Genomic DNA, 23108 nt, shown 5'->3' with positions numbered 1-23108 from the left:
ATGGACGCCTGGGCATGGATGAATTTGGCCCTGTTCATGGGTCTGCTTTTGTTGGCCGCCTGGCCGCTGTCGCGCGGCTTGAGCGCGGTGGCGGCTGGTGACCTGCCGCGCTGGATGCGCCGGGTCGAGGCGCCGATCTACCGCCTCGCCGGAGTCAATGCCGACGAAGGCATGCACTGGAAGCAGTATGCGCTAGGGCTGCTGCTGTTCAGCTTCTTCGGCGTGCTGGCCGTTTACGGCCTGCAGCGCTGGCAAGACCTGCTGCCGCTGAATCCGCAAGGCATGGCGGCGATTGCGCCGGACTCGGCCTTCAACACCGCCATCAGCTTTGTCACCAACACCAACTGGCAGGGCTATGGCGGCGAGAGCAGCATGAGCTATCTGACCCAGATGCTGGCGCTGACGGTGCAGAACTTCGTGTCGGCCGCCACCGGAATCGCCGTGGTGTTTGCGCTGATCCGTGGTTTCTCCAGCAAGGCCGCGGGCGCGCTGGCCGGCACGGTGGGCAACTTCTGGGCCGACCTGACCCGCATCACGCTGTGGGTGCTGCTGCCGCTGTCCCTGCTGCTGGCCCTGGCCATGGTGGGGCAGGGCGTGATCCAGAACTTTGACGCCTACAAGGAGGTCAGGCCCCTGGAGGTGCAGAGTTATGCCGTCCCGAAGCTGGGCGCCGACGGCCAGCTCCAGCTGGATGCCGAAGGCAAGCCGCTGAGCCAGACCGTCAGCAGCCAGAGCCAGACACTGGCCATGGGCCCGGTGGCCTCGCAGCTGGCCATCAAGATGCTGGGCACCAATGGTGGCGGTTTCTTCAATGCCAACTCGGCCCACCCCTTCGAGAACCCGACGCCGCTGTCGAATCTGCTGCAGATGCTGGCCATCTTTCTGATCCCGGCGGCGCTGTGCTTCTGCTTCGGCCGCATGGTCGGTGATTCGCGTCAGGGTGTGGCGATTCTGGCGGCGATGAGTGCGCTCTTCATCGCCGGCGTGCTCGCCTCCACCAGCGCCGAGCAGGCCGGCAATCCGGCCCTGAGCCCCCTGGGTGTGGACCAGACCGCCAGCGCCGTGCAGGCCGGCGGCAATATGGAGGGCAAGGAGACCCGCTTCGGCATCAACGCCAGCAGCTTGTTTGCCGTGGTGACCACAGCCGCTTCCTGCGGCGCTGTCAACAGCATGCACGACTCGATGACGCCGCTGGGTGGCCTGGTGCCCCTGGTGATGATGCAGCTCGGCGAGGTGGTCTTTGGTGGCGTGGGCACGGGCTTGTATGGCATGTTGGTGTTCGCCATCCTGGCGGTCTTCATCGCCGGCTTGATGATCGGCCGCACGCCCGAGTACCTGGGCAAGAAGATCGAGGCCTATGAGATGAAGATGGTGTCCATCGCCATCCTCGTCACGCCCTTGGTGGTGCTGATGGGCACAGCCCTGGCCGTGCTCAGCGAGGCTGGCCGGGCAGGAGTGGCCAATCCGGGCGCCCATGGCTTCAGCGAGATCCTGTACGCCCTGACCTCGGCCGGCAACAACAACGGCAGTGCCTTCGCCGGCCTGTCTGCCAACACGCCCTTCTACAACACCTTGCTGGGTGTGGTGATGTGGCTGGGTCGTTTCGGCGTCATCGTGCCCGTGCTGGCTTTGGCCGGCAGCCTGGCGGCCAAGAAGCGCATCCCGGTCAGCAGCGGCACCTTGCTCACCCACGGCCCGCTGTTTGTCGGCCTGCTGATCGGCACGGTGTTGCTGGTGGGCTTGCTCAACTACGTTCCGTCCCTGGCCCTCGGCCCCATCGTCGAGCACCTGCTGCTCTGGAAGCTGTGAGGGTATTGCCATGACAACTCAACAAAGCCAAACACAAGGCAGCACCTTCTCGCTGCTCGACCCCTCGCTGGTCAAGCCAGCGTTGCTGCAATCCTTCGCCAAGCTGGACCCGCGGGTGCAGTGGCGCAACCCGGTGATGTTCGTGGTCTTCGTCGGCAGCCTGCTGACCAGCCTGCTGTGGTTGCTCAGCTGGCGCGTTCCTGAACTGGCCGGCAGCGAGGGCCGCGGCTTCATGCTGGCCATCTCGCTGTGGCTCTGGTTCACCGTGCTGTTCGCCAACTTCGCCGAGGCCATGGCCGAGGGTCGCTCCAAGGCGCAAGCGGCTTCACTGCGTGGCCTGAAGAGCAAGACCTGGGCGAAGAAACTTGCTCAGCCTGTTCACGGCTCCAGCTGGCATCCGGTGCAAAGTGATGAGCTGCGCCGCGACCATGTGGTGCTCGTCGAAGCGGGCGATCTGATCCCGCTGGACGGCGAGGTCATCGAAGGCGTGGCCTCGGTGGACGAGAGCGCCATCACCGGTGAATCGGCACCGGTGATCCGTGAGTCGGGCGGCGACTTCTCCTCCGTCACCGGCGGCACCCGTGTGCTGTCCGACTGGCTGGTGGTGCGCATCTCGGTCAACCCGGGTGAGTCTTTCCTGGACCGCATGATTTCCATGGTCGAAGGCGCGCGCCGCCAGAAGACGCCCAACGAGATCGCGCTGACGATTCTGCTGGTGGCCCTGACCCTGGTCTTTCTGGTGGTCACCGTGACCCTGCTGCCCTTCTCGATCTTCAGCGTCTCTGCGGCAGGCGCGGGCACGGTGGTGTCGATCACCGCCCTGGTGGCCCTGCTGATCTGCCTGATCCCCACCACCATCGGCGGTCTGCTCTCCGCCATCGGCGTGGCCGGCATGAGCCGCATGATGCAGGCGAATGTGATTGCCACCTCGGGCCGCGCGGTCGAGGCGGCCGGTGATGTGGACGTGCTGATGCTGGACAAGACCGGCACCATCACCCTGGGCAACCGCCAAGCCAGCGCCTTTGTGCCGGCGCCCGGTGTCAGCGAGCAGCAGCTGGCCGATGCGGCCCAGCTGGCCTCGCTGGCCGATGAAACACCCGAAGGCCGCAGCATCGTCGTGCTGGCCAAGACCCGCTTCAATCTGCGTGAGCGCGAGATGGGCACGCTGGACGCCCAGTTCGTGCCCTTCACCGCCCAGACCCGCATGAGCGGGGTCGACCTGGCCGGTGGCCGGCAGATCCGCAAGGGCGCGGGCGATGCGATTCGCCGTTATGTCGAAAGCCTGGGCGGCAGCTTCCCCAAGGAGCTGAGTGCGGCCATCGATGACATCGCCCGCCGCGGCAGCACGCCTCTTGTCGTGGCGGAAGGTTCGCGCGCTCTGGGCGCTGTCGAGCTCAAGGACATCGTCAAGGGTGGCATCAAGGAGCGCTTCGCCGAGCTGCGCCGCATGGGCATCAAGACGGTGATGATCACCGGCGACAACAAGCTGACGGCAGCGGCCATCGCGGCCGAAGCCGGTGTGGATGACTTCCTGGCCGAGGCCACGCCGGAGGCCAAACTGCAGCTGATCCGCGACTACCAGGGCGAGGGCCGCCTGGTGGCCATGACCGGCGACGGCACCAACGACGCGCCGGCCCTGGCCCAGGCTGATGTGGCCGTGGCCATGAACACCGGCACGCAGGCCGCCAAAGAGGCCGGCAATATGGTGGACCTGGATTCCAATCCCACCAAGCTGCTGGAGATCGTCGAGACCGGCAAGCAGCTCCTGATGACGCGTGGCTCGCTCACGACCTTCTCCATTGCCAACGATGTGGCCAAGTACTTCGCCATCATCCCGGCCATGTTTGTGGGCGTCTACCCGCAGCTGAGCGCGCTCAATGTGATGGGCTTGCACAGCCCGAGCTCGGCCATCTTGTCGGCGGTGATCTTCAACGCGCTGATCATCATCGCGCTGATTCCCCTGGCCCTGCGCGGCGTGCCTTACCGCGCCATCGGTGCGGCCGCGCTGCTGCGCCGCAATCTCGCGATCTACGGCCTGGGCGGCCTGATCGTGCCCTTCATCGGCATCAAGATCATCGACCTGATCCTGGTCGGCCTGCGTCTGGTTTGAGGAGCTCCCCATCATGACGAATCTGTTCAAGCAAGTCCGTCCCGCCCTGGCCAGCTTGCTGCTGCTCAGCGCGGTCACCGGCCTGGTCTACCCGCTGGTGGTCACCACCCTGGGCAAGACCCTGTTCCCGGCCGAGGCGGCCGGCTCCCTGATCCGCAACAAGGCGGGCGAGGCCATCGGCTCCGAGCTGATCGGCCAGAGCTTCAGCGAGCCACGTTACTTCTGGGGCCGGCCCTCGGCCACTGCACCCATGGCCAACAATGCCGGCGGCTCTTCGGGCTCCAACCAGGGGCCTTCGAACCCGGCGCTGAGCGAGGCCGTGGCGGCCCGCGTGGCGGCACTGCGCGCTGCCGACCCGGGCAACACCCAGCCGGTGCCGGCCGATCTGGTCACCGCCTCGGCCAGCGGCCTGGATCCCCACATCAGCATGGCTGCCGCCCGCTACCAAGCCCCTCGCGTAGCGCGTGAGCGCCAGCTGCCGATGAAAGAGGTGCTGCGCCTGATCGAGGCCCACACCGCGGCGCGCGATCTGCAGGTGCTGGGCGAGCCACGCGTCCATGTGCTCAAGCTCAATCTGGCGCTCGATGCGCTGAGCGGCACGCCGCGCTGAGCGCGGCCTATCGACGGTTTCGTTTTTCGGACCGCGAGGTCCCGATGAAGCCCCCGGAGAGAACCAACACAGTGTTTGAACGGGGGAGGGGCTTCATCACCCTTTGTCGCCTTTTGATTTCTTGAATGTTCTGAACTTCTGATGAAAACAAGCATTTCCTTTCTGACCCTGACCCTGGCCCTGACTGGCCTGTCCTTCAACTGCCTGGCCCAAGCAAACTCTCCGACCGCTCCTGCCGCCACACCCGAGCACAGCCTCAGCGGCAATCTGAGCCTCAACAGCGATTACCGCTTTCGCGGCATCAGCCAGAGCTGGAAGCTGCCGGCCTTGCAGGGCGGCTTGGACTACGCCCACCGCAGCGGCTTTTACGCCGGCACCTGGGCCTCCAATGTCTCGGGCAACAGCTACAACAACGGCGCCGGCCTGGAGCTGGACCTCTACGCCGGCTTCAAGTTCCCGCTCACGCAAGACCTGACCCTGGACCTGGGCGCGCTGGCCTACGTCTATCCCGGCGCCAAGCTGAACAGCGCGCCCGGCGTGGCCACGGACAAGACCTACAACAATGTGGATCTGTACGCAGGCCTGACGGCCGGTGCCTTCAGCGCCAAGCTGTCGGTTTCCGTTACCGATTACTTCGGCCTCAACAGCGACACCGCCGGCTACGCCTACTTCAGCAGCCTGCCGGCCGCCGGTGGCAGCAAGGGCAGCGCGTATCTGGACCTGAACTACAACCTCGATCTCGGCTCCGGCCTGACCCTGGGCACCCATCTGGGACATGTGCATGTACGGCACTACGCTGATCTGTCCTACAGCGACTTCAAGCTCTCGCTGAGCAAGGAGATCGCCGGCCTGAACTGGACCGGCGCCCTGGTCGGCACCGACGCCAAGCGCGACTTCTACCAGGCCGGCAACGCCGCCGGCCAGAATGCCAAGCGCCTGGGCAACACCGGTCTGGTGCTCAGCGTCGCCAAGACCTTTTAAGACTGCAGCGCGGGAGAGAATGCCGGCATGCTGATCAATTGCGCGGTCTACCAAGACGGAACCAAGCTGGCCGACCTCTCGCCCGACCGGCCCGAGGAGTTGCAGGGCTATCTGCAGCAGCCCAACACCTTCGTCTGGGTGGCGCTGCGCGATGCCGATGCCGCCGAGCTGGAGCCCTACCGGCGACTCTTCCACTTGCATGAGCTGGCGGTCGAGGATGCCAGCCGCGGCCAACAGCGGCCCAAGGTCGAGGAGTACGGCAGCGATTTGTTCGCCTCCATGCACCTGGTCGACTGGGTGGGCGGCGACCTGAGCCTGGGCGAGGTGGCGGTGTTTGTCGGCGCCAACTATGTACTCTCGGTGCGGCGCGGCAGCAAGTTGCATTTTCTCGGCGTGCGTGAGCGCTGCGAGCGCGAGCCCGAGCTGCTGGTTCACGGCCCCAGCTTTGTGCTCTATGCCTTGATGGACGCGGTGGTGGACCGTTACTTCCCCATCGTCGACCGCCTGGAGCTGGAGCTGGACGAGATCGAGCAAAGCATCTTTGTGCGCGGCGCCCAGCTCGACAACATCAAGCGCCTCTACGAACTCAAGCGCCGCCTGATGCTGCTGCACCGCGCGGTGGCGCCCATGCTGGAGATGCTGTCCAAGCTGCACGGTGGCCGCATCCCGCCCATCTGCGCGCGCACCGGCGACTATTTCCGCGATGTGGCCGACCACCTGGCCCGCATCGAGGGCGCCATCGATTCCCTGCGCGACACCTTGGGCACGGCCATCCAGGCCAATCTGTCCATGGTCGCCATCGAGGACAGCAATGTCACCAAGCGCCTGGCGGCCTGGGCCGGCATCTTTGCTGCGGCCACCGCCTTCGCCGGCATCTGGGGCATGAATTTCGAGCACATGCCTGAGCTCAAGCTGAGCTGGGCTTACCCGGCTGCGCTCGGTTTGATCGTCAGTGTCTGTGGATTTTTGTGGTGGCGTTTCCGTCGCGCCGGTTGGCTCTGACCGGGCCTGGATTTGAATTTCAATGGACAAGGCATGAGCGACGAACGCCCCAACCCCGACGCCCTGCTGGCCCAGATCCGCGAGCAGGAGAGCGCGGAGCAGCGGGGTCGGCTGCGCATTTACTTCGGCTCATCGGCCGGTGTGGGCAAGACCTTTGCCATGCTGCAGGCGGCTCGCAAGCTGATGGCCGAGGGGCGCGATGTGCTGGCCGGCGTGGTGGTCACCCACGGCCGCAGCGAGACCCAGGCCTTGCTCGACGGCCTGCCCCAGCTGCCCCTGCGCGAGCTGGAGTACCGCGGCAAGAAGTTGCCCGAGTTCGATCTGGACGGGGTGCTGGCGCGCCGGCCCTCCCTGGTGCTGGTGGATGAGCTGGCGCACAGCAATGCACCCGGTTCCCGGCACCCCAAGCGCTGGCAGGATGTGGAGGAACTGCTGGCGCGTGGCATCGATGTCTACTCCACGCTCAATGTCCAGCACCTCGAGAGCCTCAACGATGTGGTGGGCGGCATCACCGGGGTGCGCGTGCAGGAGACCCTGCCCGATACCTTCTTCGATCGTGCCGATGAAGTGGTGATGGTGGACACCCCGGCCGACGAGCTGCTCGCGCGGCTGGCGGCGGGAAAAGTCTATATGGGCCCGCAGGCCCAGCGCGCCGCGCAGAACTTCTTCCGCAAGGGCAATCTGATGGCCTTGCGCGAGCTGGCCCTGCGCCGCACCGCCGACCGGGTGGAAGACGATGTGCAGGCCTGGCGCAGCAACGAGCGTGTGGCCCAGGTCTGGAAGACCGAGGCCGCCATCCTCTGCGCCATCGGCCCCAGCTCCGCGGCCGAGAGCGTCTTGCGCAGCGCCGCGCAGCTGGCCCAGCAGCTCAATGTGTCCTGGCATGCGGTGTACGTGGAGACGCCGGCCTTGCAGCGCCTGCCCGATGCGCAGCGTGACCGCATCCTGCGCACCGTGCGCCTGGCCCATGAGCTGGGCGCGCAAACCGCGGTGCTGCCGGCGCAAGACCTGGCCCCGGCCCTGCTGGCCTATGCCCGCGAGCACAACCTGTCCAAGCTGGTGTTGGGACGCAGTGAGTCGCGATCGGCCTGGCGGCGCTGGCTGGGTGCTGTGCCTTTGCAGCAGCAGTTGGCGGAAGGGGCGCCGGAGCTGGACCTGATCACCGTGGCCGCCGCGGCGCTGTCGCCGGCGCGTCGCGCGGCCGCGACCAGCCAGGAGGCCGAGGAGCGCGAGCTGCAGTGGCAGCAGCTGGCCGGCCGCTACGGCCTGGCGGCGCTGGCTTGCGCGGCCACGGCCCTGATCAGCTGGCCTTTGCAACTGGCTTTTGATCAATCCAATATCGTCATGCTGTTCTTGCTGACGGTGGCGGGTGTGGCCTTGCGCCTGGGCCGCGGGCCGGCGGTGCTGGCCAGTTTTCTGAGCGTGGGACTGTTCGATTTCTTCTTTGTGCAGCCCAAGCTGAGCTTTGCCGTCTCCGATGTCCAGTACCTGCTGACCTTCGCCGTCATGCTGGTGGTGGGCCTGGTGATCGGCCAGCTGACGGCCGGCCTGCGTTACCAGGCGCGGGTCTCGGCCGAGCGTGAGGCGCGCTCGCGGGCGCTGTTCGAGCTGACCAGCGATCTGGCCGGCGCCTTGCAGACCGAGGCGGTGCTGCAAGTGGCCGAAGGCGCCTTGTCCGAAGAGGTGCACGGCGAGGCCTTGCTCTATGTGCTGGACCTCAACGAGGCCTTGCAGCCCTCGCCACGCCAGGCCAGTCTGGCCCTGGCCGATCAACCCGATGCCGGCACGGCGCGCTGGGCGCTCGATCATGGACAGGCCGCGGGCCTGTCCACCGACACCCTGGCCGGCAGCGCCTGGTTCTACCTGCCGCTGAAGGCGCCCATGCGCACCCGCGGCGTGCTGGCCCTCAAACCCAAGAGCAGCCGCAGCCTGATGCTGCCGGAGCTGCGCGCCCAGCTGGAGACCTATGGCCGCATCATCGGCCAGGCGCTGGAGCGGGTGCATTACGTCGAGGTGGCGCAGCAGGCCCTGGTGCACATCGAGGGCGAGCGCCTGCGCAACTCGCTGCTCTCGGCCCTGTCCCATGATTTGCGCACGCCGCTGGCCGGGCTCTACGGCCTGGCCCAGACCCTGGACCGCACGCCCGCGCTGCCGCCCCAGGCGCGCGAGCTCAGCGCCGCCCTGCAGCAGCAGGCCCAGCGCATCAGCGCCATGGTCAACAACCTGCTCGACATGGCCCGGCTGCAAAGCGGGGCGGTGCGCCTGAATCCGCAGTGGCAGCCGGTGGAAGAGGTGGTGGGCACGGCCTTGCAGGCCTTGCAGCCCGCTCTGGCCGGCCATGCCTTGCAGCTGGACATTCCGGCGGGCCTGCCCTTGCTGAACCTGGACGCGGCGCTGATGGAGCGGGTGCTGTGCAACCTGATCGAGAACGCGCTCAAGTACACGCCACCCGACAGCCGCCTGCGCATCTCGGCCGAGCTGGCGCCGGCCTCGGAGCAGGCCCTGCTGCTGCGCGTGGCCGACAACGGCCCGGGCCTGCCGCCGGGGCGTGAGGAGCAGCTGTTTGCCAAGTTCAGCCGCGGCGAGCGCGAAAGCAGCACGCCGGGCGTGGGCCTGGGCCTGGCCATCTGCCGCGCCATCGTGCAAGCCCACGGCGGCCAGATCCACGGCGAAAATCTGCCCGGCGGCGGCGCCTGCTTCGTCATCCGCCTGCCGCTCGGTGAACCGCCGGCGCTGCCGGCGGGAGATGAGCCCGAACCCGGGGCCGACCCGGACCTCTGAATGAAAGTGCCGCGCTGCCGCTGCTGCCACTGATCTTGTTGTCACCGCTGCTGTCAGCGCCTGAATCCATGAGCGAACCGCATCCCATTGCCCTGATTGTTGAAGACGACGCGAGCATCCGCCGCTTCGTGCGCCTGGCCTTGGAAGCCGAGGGCTGGCAGGTGCACGAGGCCAGCACCGTGCGCCAGGGCCTGGTCGATGCCGGCACGCGCCGGCCCGATCTGGTCATCCTGGACCTGGGCCTGCCCGATGACGACGGCCTCAACTACCTGTGCGATCTGCGCGCCTGGTCGGGCGTGCCGGTGATCGTGCTCTCGGCGCGCACGGCCGAGGCCGACAAGATCGCCGCCCTCGATGCCGGCGCGGACGACTACCTGAGCAAGCCCTTTGGCGTCGGCGAGCTGATGGCCCGCGTGCGCGTGGCCCAGCGGCGCAGCCAGGCGGCGGCGCGCAGCAGCATGGATGAGCCGGCGCAGACGGTCTTCCGTTTCGGCGAGGTGGAGGTGGATCTGGCCCAGCGCCGGGTGCTGCGCGCCGGCCAGCCGGTGCATCTGACGCCGCTGGAGTACCGCTTGCTGACGCATCTGATTGCGCACGCCGGCAAGGTGCTGACGCACCGCCAGATGCTCAAGGCCGTCTGGGGCCCCAGCCATGTCGAGGACAACCACTATCTGCGCGTCTACATGGGCAATCTGCGCCAGAAGCTGGAGGCGGTGCCGGCGGCGCCGCAGTACCTGCTGACCGAGACGGCCGTGGGCTACCGCCTCGTGGCTTGAAGCTTGGCGGCAGCCGGGGCAGCTGGGGCGAGCGGGGCCATCCGGCCCTGGGGCTTCACCAGCCCCCGTGCAGATGGCTGGCCAGGGGCTGGCGCAGACCGCGCAGCCAGTGGCCGTAGACGTTGCGGGCCAGGCGGTGCAGCTCGGCGGTGCGGGTGGGCAGCTCGCGCAGCAGCTCCTCTTCGCTCTGCACCGTGCGGCCATGGCCTTGCGCCAGGGCCTGGCGGATCTCTTCGCGCGATTCGGCGCACCAGGCACGCACGCTGTCCTCGGTCACTTCCAGATGCGATTGCAGGCCCAGGTGTCGGCCATGGGCAAAGCCCTTGTTCAGGCAATGGCTGCCGAACAGGATGCGCTGGGCGCCGCTGGGGATCTCGAAGCTGTCGTGGTGCCAGTTGAACATGGTGACCTGGGCCTGGCCGCCCAGGCGCTCGCGCCCGGCCGGCGTGGCCCAGAGCCGGCTCCAGCCGATGTGGGGCCAGGCATGGCGGTGCACCCGCGCGCCCAGCGCCCGGGCCAGCAGCTGGGCGCCGAAGCAATGGCCGAGCACCGGCACGTCCAGGGCCACGGCCTGGCGCAGCAGGCCCAGCTCGGCCTCGATCCAGGGCAGGTCGTCGTTGACGCTGTGGTTGCTGCCCAGCACGACCAGGCCGCTGTAGTCGCTGATCCAGCGAGGCAAGGCCTGACCCCGCGGCGCGTGGAAGACTTCGCAGTCCCGGCCCTGGCTGCGCAGATGGCTCAGCAGGTAGCCGGGGCCTTGGTTGCACTCGTGCTGGAGGATGGCGATCGGGTTCATGAAGCGGGCCGGCATGGCGTCCGGCCACTCGTTGCGAAGGCTTCAATTTAGAAGGGCCGCCATCAAGATCCTGCTCAGTTGGCGGGCGGCGGTGTCAAGAAGCCGTCAAGCCCGCGCACCAGGCCGCGCCCTACAATTCGCGCACCTTTCCCCCTCATTGCTTGTGCCCGCCATGCCCGTCAACCTCACTGCCCCCGATCCCGCCAGCCTGCACCCCGTTCCCGGCGTTCGCCTGGGCGTGACCATGGCGGGCATCCGCAAGGCCGACCGGCGCGACCTCAGCGTCATCGCCCTCGATGAGGGCGCCAGCGTGGCCGGCGTCTTCACCAAGAACCGCTTCTGCGCCGCGCCGGTGCAGGTCTGCCGCGAGCACCTGGCCGGCCAGACCGAGGGCGCCGGCATCCGTGCCATTCTGGTGAACACCGGCAATGCCAATGCCGGCACCGGCGAGGACGGCCTGGCCCGCGCGCGCCAGAGCTGCACGGCCCTGGCCGAGCTGATGGCTCTGCAACCCAGCCAGATCCTGCCGTTTTCCACCGGCGTGATCATGGAAGTGCTGCCGGTGGACCGCATCATCGCCGGACTGCCCAAGGCCATCGCCGCCCTGCGCGACGACGCCTGGGGTGAAGCGGCACTTGGCATCATGACCACCGACACCTTGCCCAAGGCCGCCTCGCGCCAGATCCAGATCCAGGGCCAGACCGTCACCATCACCGGCATCAGCAAGGGCGCCGGCATGATCCGCCCCAATATGGCCACCATGCTCGGTTATGTCGCCACCGACGCGCACATCAACCCGGGCCTGCTGCAGACCCTGGTGACCGAGGCGGCCGATGCCTCCTTCAACCGCATCACCATCGATGGTGACACCTCGACCAACGATTCTTTCGTGCTGATCGCCACCCACAAGGCCCAGCATGAGCGCATCGAATCGCTGCACAGCGCCGAGGGTCAGGCCTTGCGCGAGGCGGTGATCGCCGTGTCACAGCAATTGGCCCAGGCCATCGTGCGCGACGGCGAGGGCGCCACCAAGTTCATCTCGGTGGTGGTCGAGGGCGGCCGCGACGAGGCCGAGTGCAAGCTGGCGGCCTATGCCATCGCCCACTCGCCCCTGGTCAAGACCGCCTTCTTCGCCAGCGACCCGAACCTGGGCCGCATCCTGGCGGCGGTGGGCTATGCCGGCATCGCCGACCTGGATCAGACCTTGATCGATCTGCACCTGGACGATGTCCATGTGGTGCGCGCCGGCGGCCGCCACTCCGATTACCGCGAGGAAGACGGCCAGCGCGTGATGAAGCAGAGCGAGATCACCGTGCGCGTCAACTTGCACCGCGGCGCGGCCCACACCACGGTCTGGACCTGCGACCTCAGCCACGACTACGTGACCATCAACGCCGACTACCGATCCTGAGCGAACGCTGCGCGGCTCATGGCTCCGCGCAGCACCCAGCAAAAAGCCCGGCATGCCGGGCTTTTTCTTTGGCGCATGGCGTCCTGAAGACGCCCTCAGTGCTTGCAGCCCGGGCCATGGACATGAGGCACAGACGCCGCCTGCACCGGGATGCCGACCGGCTTGCCCTTGGCATGCGAGGGGTGCGAGCAGCCGGCGTGGCCGTGGTCATGGCCGTGGTCGTGGTGGTCATGCACGTGCCCATGGTCGTGGCCATGGTCGTGGCCATGGTCATGAGAACCGCAATCCGCATGGGCCGGCGCATCGACCACGCGCAGCGAGCCATCCTCGGCCACCAGCACATCACCGGCGTGCAGATGGGTGCCCTCCGGCAGCTGAATCTTCAGCGCCTGGCCCTGTTCATCGGTCACCTCCAGCGCATGCTGGTGGCTCTGTGCTTCGTCCAGCTTGACGACGGCCGCCCGCTTGAGCAAGGCCGGGGCCAGGCCCTGGCCGCCCGGCAGGCGTTTGGTGATGAGCAGGGCAGCGGAGGACGATTGGGTGTTCATGATGGGGCAGCAGAGGATGGAAATGAAAAAGCAGCAGGGTCGAAGCCGACAATGTAGCGAAGTCTGAATCGGTGTTTGAAAAGAGGGCGAAGGCGATGCAAGAAAACGGAGGAGCACGTGGGCAAGAAACGGTGCAGGAGGGGCAGGAGGGGCGGAGGCCTGGATTCACCATTCGTTTGGCCGGCCCGGCCGATCACCCGGGTTTGGCGGCGCTGTACCGGCGCGCATCGCTGGCCAATGAGAGGGATCGTGAGTTCCTGCTGAGTGAGCCAGACTTGCTGCAGCTGGACAGCCTTGCCATTGACTGCGCTTGCATGTGGCTGGCCGAGGCGGCCGAGACCGGCGGCCGCATTCTCGGCTTCGTCAGCCTGGAGCCCGGCCCGGTGGACACCCAAACGGTGATGCTCGACGGCTTGTTTGTCGAACCTGATCTGTGGCGCCATGGCCTGGGCCGTGCGCTTCTGGCCCATGCTTGCGAGCGAGCCCACGCTTCGGGCGCTCGATCCATGGAAGTGCTGGCCAACACCCATGCCCTGGCCTTTTATCGGCGCGAAGGTTTCGAGTCGGTGGGCGAAGAGCCCCAGCGCTTCGGCGTCGCCCATCGGATGCGTCGGCAACTCGCCTGAGGCCCTGCGACCAGCGTTGCGGCCAAGGCCTCAGAAATCCACCGCCTTAGTTCGCAAGCCGCGGGCAATCAGGGTGGCGTTGATCAGCTGGGCTTCTTCGCGGCTGGCAAAAGGCCAGACGGCTGGGCGCCAGCCGTCTGGCGTCTGGAAGACCTGGGCCTGCGTCGCGCCGCCACCCTTGGTGGCGGAAACGGCCACCCTCATTCGTTCCAGCATGGCCTCGGCCTCGGCCTTGTTGGAGCTGACGGGGCCGACCAGGGCGACCACGGTTGCCTTGCCGGTCAGGGCCGCGCCGCCGGCTCGGCCGCTGGGTGCCGTGGCGCCGGTGTTGCTGACGGCCGCCTTGCCGGAGCTCGCACCTTTGTCCTCCAGCGGCTTGCCGCGCGAGTCCTTGGCTGGGGCCTTGTCGCCGGCGCCGTCGACGCCGCTGTGCAGTGTGGGGCGCTCGCCGTCACGGCTGCTGATGCGGCCGGCGGTGATGGGCGAGGGCTTGGGGCCGTTCATCAGGTCGGCCACCGGGTCGGCGGGCTTGGCCGGGGCATTCTTGTCCTCGGCCTTGGCGGCCTCGCTGCCGGGGGCCGGGGCGTCGGCCAGCATGGGCCGGGCGTTCTTGCGCGGGATGGGCTTGACCAACTGCGGCCGGATGTCGGGTTGGGGCTCGCTGGCGGCCAGCTCGGGGCTGCTCTTGGCGCTGTCCTTGCCGGCGGCCTTGTCCAGGGCCGCTTGCTGGGCGGCAGCAATCGCGGCGGCCGTGGCTGCCGCGGCTTCACGCAGATCCAGCGGGGTGGGCAGGGCCGGCTTCAATGGGGGGGCAGCGACTGCCGCGCTGGCAGCACTGCTGGTGCTCGAAGGTGCCGTGTTTTCCGCGAACTCGGCCGCTGCCGACGCGGCGCTGGCTTCGGGGGCGGCCGGCCCGGCGGCTTCGCTGGCCTCAAGCTCGGCTGCTTGGGCCACCGCACTCGCGGGCGCAGAGGCCGCCACGGCGACGGCCGCGCTGGCGGCTGCAGCGGCCGCTTCCTCGGCCTCCTTGACGGCCTTGCGGCTGGGCAGGAGCAGCAGGGCGGCGCTCATCAGCAGCACGCCCAGGGGCAGCAGGGTCACGGCGCCCAGGCGCCAGGGGCTCAGGCAGCGGCGGCCGATGATTTGCGGTCGCGGGTGACCCTGGCCGACCAGCACGCGGGTGCGCGAGCGGCCGGCGTCGATGGCCGCGGTGATCAGGTAGAGCTCGAACGGCCAGGCGCCGCCATTGCCTTGCGCGTCGCCACCGGCGCTGCCGCCGCCCATCATCAGCTCGTCGATGGGCACCACGCGCTGCGGCCAGCTGCCGTCGCCCGGCTGTTCCGAGTAGCCAAAGCGCTGGGCGAAGCTGGCGATGCGGGCCGGCGTCAGGCCGGCGATGAAACGTTCGCTGAAGGCCGGCCAGGTGTCCGAGCCGGCGGCGGGCCGCGGCTTGCCGGGCTTGGGGCTGCGCCAGTTGCGCAGGCCGCGCTTGAAGCGCTCGCCCCAGCTGCTGCGGTGCCAGAGTTCCTGGTCGGCCAGGGCGTCGAGTTCGGCGGCGTTGCTGTTGGCGGCGATGGTCGATTCCTCGCCCCAGGCCGCCAGGCTGTCGGGCGAGACCTCGTCGGTCAGCACCGGTTCGATCGGTTCCTGCGGGCGGCCGCTGCGGCTGCTTTTGCGAGCGGCAACGTCCGAGCTGGGCGCAGCTGCGCCGCCATTGCGCATGAAGGGCAGGGCCACGACGCCGATGGTGTGGACGTCGTAGATATTGATGCGTTTCGCGAGCGGGTGGCTGTTGTGCCAGGCCACCAGATGCTCGACCAATCGATCCATGGCGTGTCGGTCGCCCTTGTGTCTTCGTTCTTGCGTTGGGCTCGACCTGGGTTTCAGGGCCCGGGCGAGCGTGTGGAGTGTGCCTGGCAACTGTGCCCCAGGCGCGCCGGGGTGTTGGTCTTTGAAAGCCGGGATTTCCGGTTCAAACCGGCGCCGGCCTCAGCCCAGGGTCTTCAGCAGCCAGGCTTGCAGATCGCGCAGCTCTTCGGGGCAGACCGAGTGTTCCATGCGGTAGTCATGCCATTCGACCGCGTGGCCCAGGGCTCGCAGCTGCTCGCGCGCCGCCTCGCCGCGGGCCGGCACCACCACCGGGTCCAGCCGGCCGTGGGCCATGAAGATGGGTGTCAGGCGGTTGGCGTCGCTGCGCTCGCCTTCGAAGTGCTCGGCCAGCGGGTTGTAGCCCGAGAGCGCAACGATGCCGCCCAGGCGCTCGGGGTAGCGCAGGCCGGTGAACAAGCTCATGGCGCAGCCCTGCGAGAAGCCCATCAGCACGATGCGCTGGGCCGGCACACCGCGGGCACGTTCGGCATCGATCAGGGCGGCAATGGCCGCGCCCGAGGCGCGCACGCCGTCGGCGTCTTCCTGGCGTTGCAGATCGACCTGGCGGATGTCGTACCAGGCGCGCATCACATAGCCACCGTTGAGGGTGACGGCTTGTTCCGGCGCATGGGGAAAGATGAAGCGCACGGCGCCCAGGGCGCGCAAGTCCAGCTCTTCGCACAGGGGCACGAAGTCATGGCCGTCGGCACCCAGGCCGTGCAGCACGATCAAACTGGTGCGGGGATCGGGGCCGGTGTCGTGTTGCAGGGCGGGCAGGGTCATCATGGCGGTGGGTGGAGAGAAAAGGGGATGCAAGGCCGAGATATGGGGTCGGGGCCCGAACGCCATTGTGGCCCGACCGGATTCCAGCTTGGGTGACTGTGGCCACGGCCCGGCTGGGCCGGCCGTTGGTTCAACGCTCGGCCTCGCGCATCAGGCGAAAGCCCAGCAGCACATAGCGGGTGTCGGGCCGGTTCCAGTTGCGAAAGCTGCTGCGTGTGTAGAACGGCCAGCTGTGCCAGCTGCCGCCGCGGCGCACCCGCACCTCGCCCTCGGGCGGGCCTTGCGGGTCGATGCGGGGCGAATGGGCGTAGTAGTCTTCGCCGTACCAGTCGGCCACCCATTCCCAGGCATTGCCATGCATATCGTGCAGGCCCCAGGCGTTGGGAGCGAACTGCCCCACGGGCGCGGTGAAGACATGGCTGTCACGGCCCGGCAAGGCCTGGTCCCGCCACTGCGGCCAGAGCGCGGCTGTGTCGGCATCGAAGACATTGGCCACCCGCAGCAGGCTGGCCGGCTTGTCGCCCGAGTGGTAGCGGCTGCGCGTGCCGGCGCGGGCGGCGTACTCCCACTCGGCCTCGGTGGGCAGGCGGTAGCGCCGCCCCTCGACCCGGCTGAGCCAGGCCGCCATGGCCTGGGCATCGGCCCAACTGACGTTGACGACCGGGTGATCGTCGCCCTGCGGGAAGCCGGGGTCGCGCCAGGAGTAGCGCGGCAGGCGGCCTTCGAAGGCGTCATGGCGCGGGCTGGTGGCCGGGTCGTACTGGGCGTTGTAGCCGTAGGCGCCGGTGCCGTCGGCGATCGATTCCGGCACATGGCCGGAGGCTTCAACAAAGCGGCGGAACTGGCCCACCGTCACCTCGTGCACACCCATCCAGAAGGGCTTGCTGATGCGCACCCGGTGCACCGGCCCTTCGTCCTGCAGCTTGCTGAAACGTTCGGGTTCGAGCGCTGGGAAGTCGCGCGCCAGACGGGCGGGCGATTCCACGCTGCCCATCCGGAACTGGCCCGCGGGCAAAAGCCTGAACTGCATCCCCAAGCTGTTGCGATCGAGCGCGGGCTCGCCGGCGCTGCCGGGCCTGAGCCGCGGGCCGGCAGCCGCAGCGGCGCTGTGCAGCAATGAAAGTGCCAGCAGGCTGGCCCGCATGAACTTTTGAGCGCAGGATGTCATGGCTCGGATGGTAGGCGCACGCAATGACGGAAAATCGGCTTTTGCACGGACGCCGGCCATGTTTTCCCATCTGATCTCCGACCCCCAGGCGACCGCCGCCCCCGCAGCCCAGGCCGATGCCCGCCAGCGCTTTCTCAAGCTGCTGCACACCGCCTTGCAGGACGGCAGCTTCGTCAAGCTGCTGCTGAGCAAGTACAGCGGCCCGCAGCCCCAGCTGGAGCGTCTGACCCTGCGCCCTGTGCAGCTGCGTGGCGAGGCGGCGCTAAGCCTGCTCTGGCGCTACCAGACCAAGGACATCACCAAGAACCTGGCCGTGCCCGAGGCCCTGGCCGAGGTGGAGGCGCTGCTGGGGGCGGAGTTTCAGAACGCGCACCTGCAGACCCAGAGCCACGAGGTGCAGCTGGCCTTCAGCCGCAAGGGCCGCCCCAGCCTGCGCGTGGGCCGCAGCGCCGAGTCCGCCCCGCTTCACGCCCAGGCGCAAGCCCAGGGCCATGACAAGGAAAAACAACGTTATCTGGAACTGGATCGCCCCTTCTGGCGCGATCTGGGCGTGACCCATGCCGTGCGGCGCGGCGGCGAGGACGAGCTGCAGCTGGTGCCAGCCATGTCGCGCAAATGGAAGCAGATCAACAAGTTCATCGAGATCTTTGCCGCGGCGCTGAAGAACTCGGGCCTGGCCGAAAGCCCCGATGTCCATGTGGCCGATTTCGGCTCGGGCAAGGGTTACCTGACCTTTGCCATGCACGACTGGCTGCGCGCCCAGGGCAAGCAGGCCCAGGTGACCGGCGTGGAGCTGCGCGAGGACATGGTGCGCCTGTGCAATGAAGCAGCCCGCCGCCACGGCATGGAGGGCTTGCGCTTCGACCAGGGCGATGTGCGCAGCTACACCCCGCTGCGTCTGGACGTCATGATCGCCCTGCACGCCTGTGACATTGCCACCGATTACGCCATCCATTTCGGCCTGCGCACCGGCGCCCGCGTCATCATGTGCTCGCCCTGCTGCCACAAGCAGATCCGCCCGCAGATGCAGATGCCGGCCCAGCTGCGCCCGCTGCTGCAGCACGGCATTCATCTGGGCCAGGAGGCCGAGATGGTGACCGATTCCCTGCGCGCCCTGCTGCTGGAATCCCAGGGCTACGAAACCCAGGTCTTCGAGTTCGTCGCGCTGGAACACACCAGCAAGAACAAGATGATCCTGGCCGTCAAACGCCCCCAGCCCTTGAGCGCCGCTCGCCGCGCCGAGCTCTTGACCCAGATCGCCGAGGTCAAGGCGTTCTACGGCCTGCGCGAGCAGTGCCTGGAGACCTTGCTGGCGGCTTGAAGCCTGCGGTTCTCCGTCTTGGGCAACTGCGGCTGCTGGCGGTCTGCCATGGCGCTGCACTCTTTCTCGCTGCGGTGTCTCGGCCCGCCGCCGGGCTCATGGTTCGCGGGTCGGCTCTGCGAGCCGACTCCCCTCGGTGCTCACTGCGCGGCTCAGCGGCGCCAATCTCCCTCCGTTCGCTGCGCTCACTGTGGTCAAACAGTGGCGCCGAGTCAGAGCTTGAAGCGCGTGAGTACACGCGCCTGAGCCGCTCCGCTGCGCCCTCGGCCGCGCACAAATCGCCCGTCGACGGGCCGAGCCACCTCCGAAGCGGGCGTGCTCCACCGTGGAAGGGGCACTTCGACCGCGATGCAAGCGCCCTGCAGCCCGTGCCGCTGCCGGGCGATTTGTGAAGGGCCGAGCAGCACAGCGCCTCGGGGCGCGCACGTACTCGTGCGCTTCAAGCGCTGACTTGGCGCTTCTGTCTGAACGAAGCGAACGCAGGGAGCGAAGTGAGTTATGCGCCGGCCCCGAGGCGCGCAGGGAAGTCGGCCCGCCCGGGCCGACCCCGGAACCATGAGCCCGGTGGCGGCGCGGGCTGCAGGGCCTCACGAGCAAAACCAAGCGCCTCTCTAGGGCGGCCTGTGCCCTCAGTCGTCAAGCACCAGCAGGCCTCAAAGCAAAAAGAGCCCCGACCTTGCGGCCGGGGCTTGTGAAGAGCGCATGCCACCGCCCGGGACGCCGGCTTGGGAAGCAAGCGGGCGTGGGGCTGCGGTGACCGGGTGTTGCGCGTGCAGCGCAGGCTTGTGGCGAACGCGGGCGCTGGAGCGGGCTCCAGCGGGGCGCACGCGGCCTGCTCGCTGTGAAACGGAGAGCGTCGCCGGGGCGACGCCTGGCTTAGAAGGTGTCCCAGCCCCCGTCATCGGCCGGCGCTGGCGCTGGCGCGGGTGCCGGGGCGCGAGGGGCGGCTGCCGGGGCGGGCTTTTTGGTCTGAGTGCTTGCGGGCTTCTTGGCAGCAGCCGGCTTGGCCGCGTGCGAGGCCGCCTGGTGCGTGGACTTGACCGGTTTGCGGCTGGGCGCCAGCACCGCTTTGTGCGCGCCCTGGGCTGAGAGCTTGAAGCTGGCCACAGCGTTCAGCAGACCCTGGGCCTGGTTGCGCAGGCTTTCGCTGGCCGCAGCGCTTTCCTCGACCAGAGCGGCGTTCTGCTGGGTGGCGCGGTCGAGCTGGGTCACGGCCTCGCCGACCTGGCTGATGCCCGAACTCTGCTCGCGGCTGGCGCTGCTGATCTCGCCGACGATGTCGGCCAGGCGCTGCACCGAACCGACGATGTCCTGGATGGTCTGGCCGGCGCGGTCCACCAGCTGGGTGCCGGTCTGTACGCGTTCGACCGAGTCATTGATCAAGCTCTTGATTTCCTTGGCGGCGTCGGCACTGCGCTGGGCCAGGTTGCGCACCTCGCTGGCGACGACCGCGAAACCACGGCCTTGTTCACCCGCACGGGCGGCCTCCACGGCAGCGTTCAGGGCCAGGATATTGGTCTGGAAGGCAATGCCGTCGATGACGCTGATGATGTCCGAGATGCGCTTGGAGCTGCCCTCGATGCCGCGCATGGTCTCCACCACCTCGCCCACCACCTGGCCGCCATCGCGGGCCACCTGGGCGGCGCTTTGCGCCAGCTGGTTGGCCTGGGCGGCGTTGTCGGCGTTCTGGCGCACGGTGGCGTTCAGCTCCTCCATGGTGGCCGAGGTTTCTTCCAGCGACGAAGCCTGTTCCTCGGTGCGCGAGGACAGATCGGCATTGCCCTGGGCGATCTGGGCACTGGCGGTGGCCACCGATTCGGCGCCGTCGCGCACATCGCTGACGGTGCCCATCAGACTGGTTTGCATGCGGGACAGGGCGCTGAGCAACTGGCCGGTTTCGTCCTGCGAATCGCTGTGGATGGCCTGACTCAGGTCACCGCTGGCGACGCGGTCGGCGGCCTGCACGGCCAGGCTCAGCGGGGCGGTGATGCCACGGATCAGGGCCGTGGCCATCATGGCGGCCGCCACCAGGGCCAGCACGGAGACGATGGCCAAACCGGTCAGCGCTGACTTGTAAACTTCGTCGGCGTGCAAAGCCGCGTCGTCGGCTCCCTTGACATTGAGCGCCACGATTTTTTCAGCGCTGCTGCGGGCGCCCTCAAAGGCCTGGCGAGCACCGCCGCCCAGCTGCTTGCGCGCCTCATCGGCATTGCCGGCAGCGGCCGTGGCCAGTGCTTCTTTCGCCAGGGCTTGGTAGCTGCTCCATTGCGCCGTGAACTGCTCGTAGAGCTTGCGCTCTTCTGCACTGCTGATCAACTTCTCGTACTGGGATGCGTCTTTCTTGAGCTCGTCCTGCGCATGGCTCATGGCACTCTCGGCGGCGCTGATCTGTTCCGGGGTGCTGGCGTTCACGCGCAGCAGCACGCCAATGCGGAACTCGCTCAAGTCCCCGTTCAAAGCCGAGGCATAGCGCACCGAGGGCAACCAGTTGTGGCTGATCTCGGAAGAGTCCATTTGCACCTGGTGCACTTGCCGGTAGCCGAACAAGGCCAGCAGGACAAGCAAGCCGGCCAGCAGGCCGAAGGCAGCGCGCAGCTTGCCGGCAATGGTCAGGTTCTTCAGAAGCTGCATGGAGACATCCCCCGGACGGCTCGAGGCCGCAGAGTTGCGATGAAGGTGCGAGCCTGTTCGGGCTCAGCACGCATCATCGGGGGAAGCGCCTTGCAGGAAAGGCGAATCAGACCGGGCGTAGGGCGCTTGTTCTCAGGACGTTCACTGGCCCGGCCTGGATCGGGCCCAGGCCGCCAGGTCCTCGGCCTGCGGTGGGCCCAGCACCCATTGCACCGGCCGCCCGGGGCGCAGCAGCGCGATATAGGGGGTGATGCCACGCCAGCCGGGGTCGACGCTGTAGCGCAGGGCGGCAGCCTGGCCCTGAAAGGCGAAGACCCGGTCGGCGCGCTTGTAATGCGGGTTGGCCAGCAGCCCGCTGTCATCCTCGCCTGGGGCCTGGTCCATGACGACGGCGATCAGCGGGGCGCGCTGGCGCTTGCGCTCTGGCGCGGCTGCCAGCTGGGCCAGCACGGCGGGGCAGTGGCCGCAGTCGGTGCTGGAGAAGACCACCAGGGCCGGCGTCTTCAGGCTCGCCTGCAGCTGCGCCCAGGCCTGGCTGTCGAAGGCTTCCACCTGGCGCTTGGCCTGGGCCGGCGCCGCGGCCAGCAGCAGCCCGGCCGCCAGGCCGAGGGCCTGAGTCCGCCATCTCGCTTCAGGGCGAGTTCTTGAGGGCAATGACATGGATCTGCTCCTGGGTGCGCCAGAGCGCGTAGAGCCGCTGGCCGTGGCGCAGCAGGCGGGGGTGGTCGTTGTTCAGGCCGGTGGCGGCCAGTTCGCGCAGCTGGAAGCTGTGGCCGCCGTCGCTGGACAGCCAGGCGCGCAGGCGCTGGCTCTGCGTCGCGCCGTCGAAGCTGCGCCAGACGATGGCCAGCTCCGAGCCGGCCGCGATCACATCGGCGTGCTCGGCCCCGGCATCGGGCAAGGCCTGGACGGCGCCGACCGGTCGGCCCTGGGTGTCCAGCCGGCCATAGCGCACGGCCGCCTCGCCGCCGCGCAGGCCGAACCAGACGGCGTGGTAGCCGCCGCCCTCGGCCGGCGTGAGGCCTGGGCCGTGGTGCGGGCAGGCATCCACGGCCCAGCGGTCCAGGCTGGCCCGCACCGGCGCGGCGGGCGGCTCCGAGGCCACGCCCTGCAGCAGTGCAAAGCCATGGTCACGCTCATTCGGCTCGAAGACATGGCGCCAGAGCGCCGCCATGCCGCCCTCGGGCGTGGGGCTCAGGGCGATGCGGCAGCATTCGCAGCTGTGATCGGCCACCTTCAGATCAGGCCCGAAGCTGGCGCCGCCATCCGTCGATTCATTGCGGTAGATGGCGGCGCCGCGGTAGGGCTTGCCGGTCGGCTTGCCCTGGGCCGCGGCGGTCTTGCTCAGCTCCAGATCGCGCTTGTCGATCCAGACCGTGTGCAGCACGCCGCGCGCATCGAAGGCGATCGATTCGAAGCGGTGGGTGATGACTTGCCGGTCCGCGTGCACGGTGAAGGGCGGGCCGAAGCTGGCGCCGCCGTCTGTTGAGCGCAGCATGCGGATCTCGCCGGTGTAGGGCTTGGCCAGCGGCCGCGTGTAGCTGATCACCACGGTGGCTTGCGGGCCGAAGGCGATCTTGGGCCGGTTCTCGCCGTCGGCGACCGGCTTCTCGCCGGCGATGTCCAGCAGGCGCGGCGCTGTCCAGCTGCGCCCCTCATCGGCGCTGCGCTGCACAAACAGCCGGCCTTGCTCGTCCAGGCCGCTGAGCCAGAGTTCGCCCGCGGGCGAGAAGGCCGCGCCCACGGCCAAGGCGGGCTTGCCGGTCTTGGCCGGCCGGGCTGCCGCCGCGGCGTGGTCTCCGCCATGCTGCGCCCAGGCGGCCGGCAGCAGTGTGGCCGCCAGGCTGAAAACGGCGCAGAGTCTGTGCAATCGTGTCGTCATGTGG

The 23108-nt window shown here is 68.3% G+C and carries 18 protein-coding genes; 10 read left to right on the top strand and 8 right to left on the bottom strand.

The window, feature by feature from the left end; all coding sequences use genetic code 11:
• The 7 genes from kdpA (at position 1) to kdpE (ending at position 10069) form a co-directional block, all read left to right on the top strand.
• The gene (gene kdpA, locus AC1Q6P_RS08060) at positions 1-1809 is read left to right on the top strand and encodes a potassium-transporting ATPase subunit KdpA (RefSeq protein ID WP_492663145.1); all 1809 of its coding nucleotides are present in this window, start codon (positions 1-3) and stop codon (positions 1807-1809) included.
• A gap of 10 nt (positions 1810-1819) precedes the next feature.
• Positions 1820-3919, top strand: a complete 2100-nt coding sequence (gene kdpB / locus AC1Q6P_RS08055) for a potassium-transporting ATPase subunit KdpB (RefSeq protein WP_492663146.1) — start codon at positions 1820-1822, stop codon at positions 3917-3919.
• Between the two features lie 13 nt (positions 3920-3932).
• Positions 3933-4529: a potassium-transporting ATPase subunit KdpC gene (gene kdpC, locus AC1Q6P_RS08050; RefSeq protein WP_492663147.1), complete on the top strand. Its 597-nt coding sequence runs from the start codon at positions 3933-3935 to the stop codon at positions 4527-4529.
• 141 nt (positions 4530-4670) lie between these two features.
• Positions 4671-5510, top strand: coding sequence for a TorF family putative porin (locus tag AC1Q6P_RS08045; RefSeq protein ID WP_492663148.1), 840 nt, complete (start codon positions 4671-4673; stop codon positions 5508-5510).
• Between the two features lie 27 nt (positions 5511-5537).
• Positions 5538-6512: a magnesium and cobalt transport protein CorA gene (locus AC1Q6P_RS08040; RefSeq protein WP_102767654.1), complete on the top strand. Its 975-nt coding sequence runs from the start codon at positions 5538-5540 to the stop codon at positions 6510-6512.
• Between the two features lie 33 nt (positions 6513-6545).
• On the top strand, positions 6546-9293 hold the full coding sequence (locus AC1Q6P_RS08035; RefSeq protein ID WP_492663149.1) for a DUF4118 domain-containing protein: 2748 nt from the start codon (positions 6546-6548) through the stop codon (positions 9291-9293).
• A gap of 68 nt (positions 9294-9361) precedes the next feature.
• Positions 9362-10069 carry a two-component system response regulator KdpE gene (kdpE, locus tag AC1Q6P_RS08030; protein ID WP_492663150.1) on the top strand — a complete coding sequence of 236 codons (708 nt, stop codon included), beginning with the start codon at positions 9362-9364 and terminating at the stop codon, positions 10067-10069.
• A 55-nt stretch (positions 10070-10124) separates the two neighbouring features.
• Here the strand turns inward: kdpE and AC1Q6P_RS08025 are convergent, their stop codons facing one another.
• Entirely contained in the window at positions 10125-10880 is a 756-nt protein-coding gene (locus tag AC1Q6P_RS08025) for a type 1 glutamine amidotransferase (RefSeq protein ID WP_492663151.1), read from the bottom strand.
• Between the two features lie 157 nt (positions 10881-11037).
• On the opposite strand from AC1Q6P_RS08025, the gene argJ reads away from it, so the two are divergent.
• The gene (gene argJ / locus AC1Q6P_RS08020) at positions 11038-12276 is read left to right on the top strand and encodes a bifunctional glutamate N-acetyltransferase/amino-acid acetyltransferase ArgJ (protein ID WP_492663152.1); all 1239 of its coding nucleotides are present in this window, start codon (positions 11038-11040) and stop codon (positions 12274-12276) included.
• Between the two features lie 95 nt (positions 12277-12371).
• Here the strand turns inward: argJ and AC1Q6P_RS08015 are convergent, their stop codons facing one another.
• A complete protein-coding gene (locus AC1Q6P_RS08015) occupies positions 12372-12824 on the bottom strand; it encodes an urease accessory protein UreE (RefSeq protein WP_492663153.1) in 453 nt (150 codons plus the stop codon).
• A gap of 176 nt (positions 12825-13000) precedes the next feature.
• Here AC1Q6P_RS08015 and AC1Q6P_RS08010 point away from each other — a divergent pair, with 176 nt between their 5' ends.
• Positions 13001-13450, top strand: a complete 450-nt coding sequence (locus AC1Q6P_RS08010) for a GNAT family N-acetyltransferase (RefSeq protein WP_492663154.1) — start codon at positions 13001-13003, stop codon at positions 13448-13450.
• 30 nt (positions 13451-13480) lie between these two features.
• On the opposite strand, the gene AC1Q6P_RS08005 is transcribed toward AC1Q6P_RS08010, so the two are convergent.
• From AC1Q6P_RS08005 to AC1Q6P_RS07995, 3 genes are all read right to left on the bottom strand, one after another.
• Positions 13481-15280, bottom strand: coding sequence for a hypothetical protein (locus tag AC1Q6P_RS08005; protein ID WP_492663155.1), 1800 nt, complete (start codon positions 15278-15280; stop codon positions 13481-13483).
• A 159-nt stretch (positions 15281-15439) separates the two neighbouring features.
• A complete protein-coding gene (locus AC1Q6P_RS08000; RefSeq protein ID WP_492663156.1) occupies positions 15440-16105 on the bottom strand; it encodes an alpha/beta hydrolase in 666 nt (221 codons plus the stop codon).
• Between the two features lie 127 nt (positions 16106-16232).
• Positions 16233-17270 carry a formylglycine-generating enzyme family protein gene (locus tag AC1Q6P_RS07995; protein ID WP_492663157.1) on the bottom strand — a complete coding sequence of 346 codons (1038 nt, stop codon included), beginning with the start codon at positions 17268-17270 and terminating at the stop codon, positions 16233-16235.
• Between the two features lie 58 nt (positions 17271-17328).
• Between AC1Q6P_RS07995 and AC1Q6P_RS07990 the strand changes: the two genes are divergently transcribed.
• A complete protein-coding gene (locus AC1Q6P_RS07990) occupies positions 17329-18591 on the top strand; it encodes a class I SAM-dependent methyltransferase (protein WP_492663158.1) in 1263 nt (420 codons plus the stop codon).
• 876 nt (positions 18592-19467) lie between these two features.
• Here the strand turns inward: AC1Q6P_RS07990 and AC1Q6P_RS07985 are convergent.
• The 3 genes from AC1Q6P_RS07985 to AC1Q6P_RS07975 all read right to left on the bottom strand — a co-directional run bounded on the left by AC1Q6P_RS07985 (position 19468) and on the right by AC1Q6P_RS07975 (position 23104).
• Positions 19468-21222, bottom strand: a complete 1755-nt coding sequence (locus AC1Q6P_RS07985; protein WP_492663159.1) for a methyl-accepting chemotaxis protein — start codon at positions 21220-21222, stop codon at positions 19468-19470.
• A 141-nt stretch (positions 21223-21363) separates the two neighbouring features.
• The gene (locus AC1Q6P_RS07980; RefSeq protein ID WP_492663160.1) at positions 21364-21882 is read right to left on the bottom strand and encodes a hypothetical protein; all 519 of its coding nucleotides are present in this window, start codon (positions 21880-21882) and stop codon (positions 21364-21366) included.
• Positions 21854-23104: a hypothetical protein gene (locus AC1Q6P_RS07975; protein ID WP_492663161.1), complete on the bottom strand. Its 1251-nt coding sequence runs from the start codon at positions 23102-23104 to the stop codon at positions 21854-21856. The genes AC1Q6P_RS07980 and AC1Q6P_RS07975 overlap by 29 nt, the downstream gene beginning before the upstream one ends.
• Positions 23105-23108: the final 4 nt, after the last annotated feature.

Source organism: Roseateles sp. GW835-FHT13E02, from assembly GCF_058794035.1.
This window is presented reverse-complemented; position numbering and strand designations above follow the sequence as displayed.

What these genes read in the sequence shown, in the direction of transcription:
- kdpA (WP_492663145.1), top strand. Translation starts at nt 1, where the DNA reads ATGGACGCCTGGGCATGGATGAATTTGGCCCTGTTCATGGGTCTGCTT.
- kdpB (WP_492663146.1), top strand. Translation starts at nt 1,820, where the DNA reads ATGACAACTCAACAAAGCCAAACACAAGGCAGCACCTTCTCGCTGCTC.
- kdpC (WP_492663147.1), top strand. Translation starts at nt 3,933, where the DNA reads ATGACGAATCTGTTCAAGCAAGTCCGTCCCGCCCTGGCCAGCTTGCTG.
- AC1Q6P_RS08045 (WP_492663148.1), top strand. Translation starts at nt 4,671, where the DNA reads ATGAAAACAAGCATTTCCTTTCTGACCCTGACCCTGGCCCTGACTGGC.
- AC1Q6P_RS08040 (WP_102767654.1), top strand. Translation starts at nt 5,538, where the DNA reads ATGCTGATCAATTGCGCGGTCTACCAAGACGGAACCAAGCTGGCCGAC.
- AC1Q6P_RS08035 (WP_492663149.1), top strand. Translation starts at nt 6,546, where the DNA reads ATGAGCGACGAACGCCCCAACCCCGACGCCCTGCTGGCCCAGATCCGC.
- kdpE (WP_492663150.1), top strand. Translation starts at nt 9,362, where the DNA reads ATGAGCGAACCGCATCCCATTGCCCTGATTGTTGAAGACGACGCGAGC.
- AC1Q6P_RS08025 (WP_492663151.1), bottom strand. Translation starts at nt 10,880, where the DNA reads ATGCCGGCCCGCTTCATGAACCCGATCGCCATCCTCCAGCACGAGTGC.
- argJ (WP_492663152.1), top strand. Translation starts at nt 11,038, where the DNA reads ATGCCCGTCAACCTCACTGCCCCCGATCCCGCCAGCCTGCACCCCGTT.
- AC1Q6P_RS08015 (WP_492663153.1), bottom strand. Translation starts at nt 12,824, where the DNA reads ATGAACACCCAATCGTCCTCCGCTGCCCTGCTCATCACCAAACGCCTG.
- AC1Q6P_RS08005 (WP_492663155.1), bottom strand. Translation starts at nt 15,280, where the DNA reads ATGGATCGATTGGTCGAGCATCTGGTGGCCTGGCACAACAGCCACCCG.
- AC1Q6P_RS08000 (WP_492663156.1), bottom strand. Translation starts at nt 16,105, where the DNA reads ATGATGACCCTGCCCGCCCTGCAACACGACACCGGCCCCGATCCCCGC.
- AC1Q6P_RS07995 (WP_492663157.1), bottom strand. Translation starts at nt 17,270, where the DNA reads ATGACATCCTGCGCTCAAAAGTTCATGCGGGCCAGCCTGCTGGCACTT.
- AC1Q6P_RS07990 (WP_492663158.1), top strand. Translation starts at nt 17,329, where the DNA reads ATGTTTTCCCATCTGATCTCCGACCCCCAGGCGACCGCCGCCCCCGCA.
- AC1Q6P_RS07985 (WP_492663159.1), bottom strand. Translation starts at nt 21,222, where the DNA reads ATGCAGCTTCTGAAGAACCTGACCATTGCCGGCAAGCTGCGCGCTGCC.
- AC1Q6P_RS07980 (WP_492663160.1), bottom strand. Translation starts at nt 21,882, where the DNA reads ATGTCATTGCCCTCAAGAACTCGCCCTGAAGCGAGATGGCGGACTCAG.
- AC1Q6P_RS07975 (WP_492663161.1), bottom strand. Translation starts at nt 23,104, where the DNA reads ATGACGACACGATTGCACAGACTCTGCGCCGTTTTCAGCCTGGCGGCC.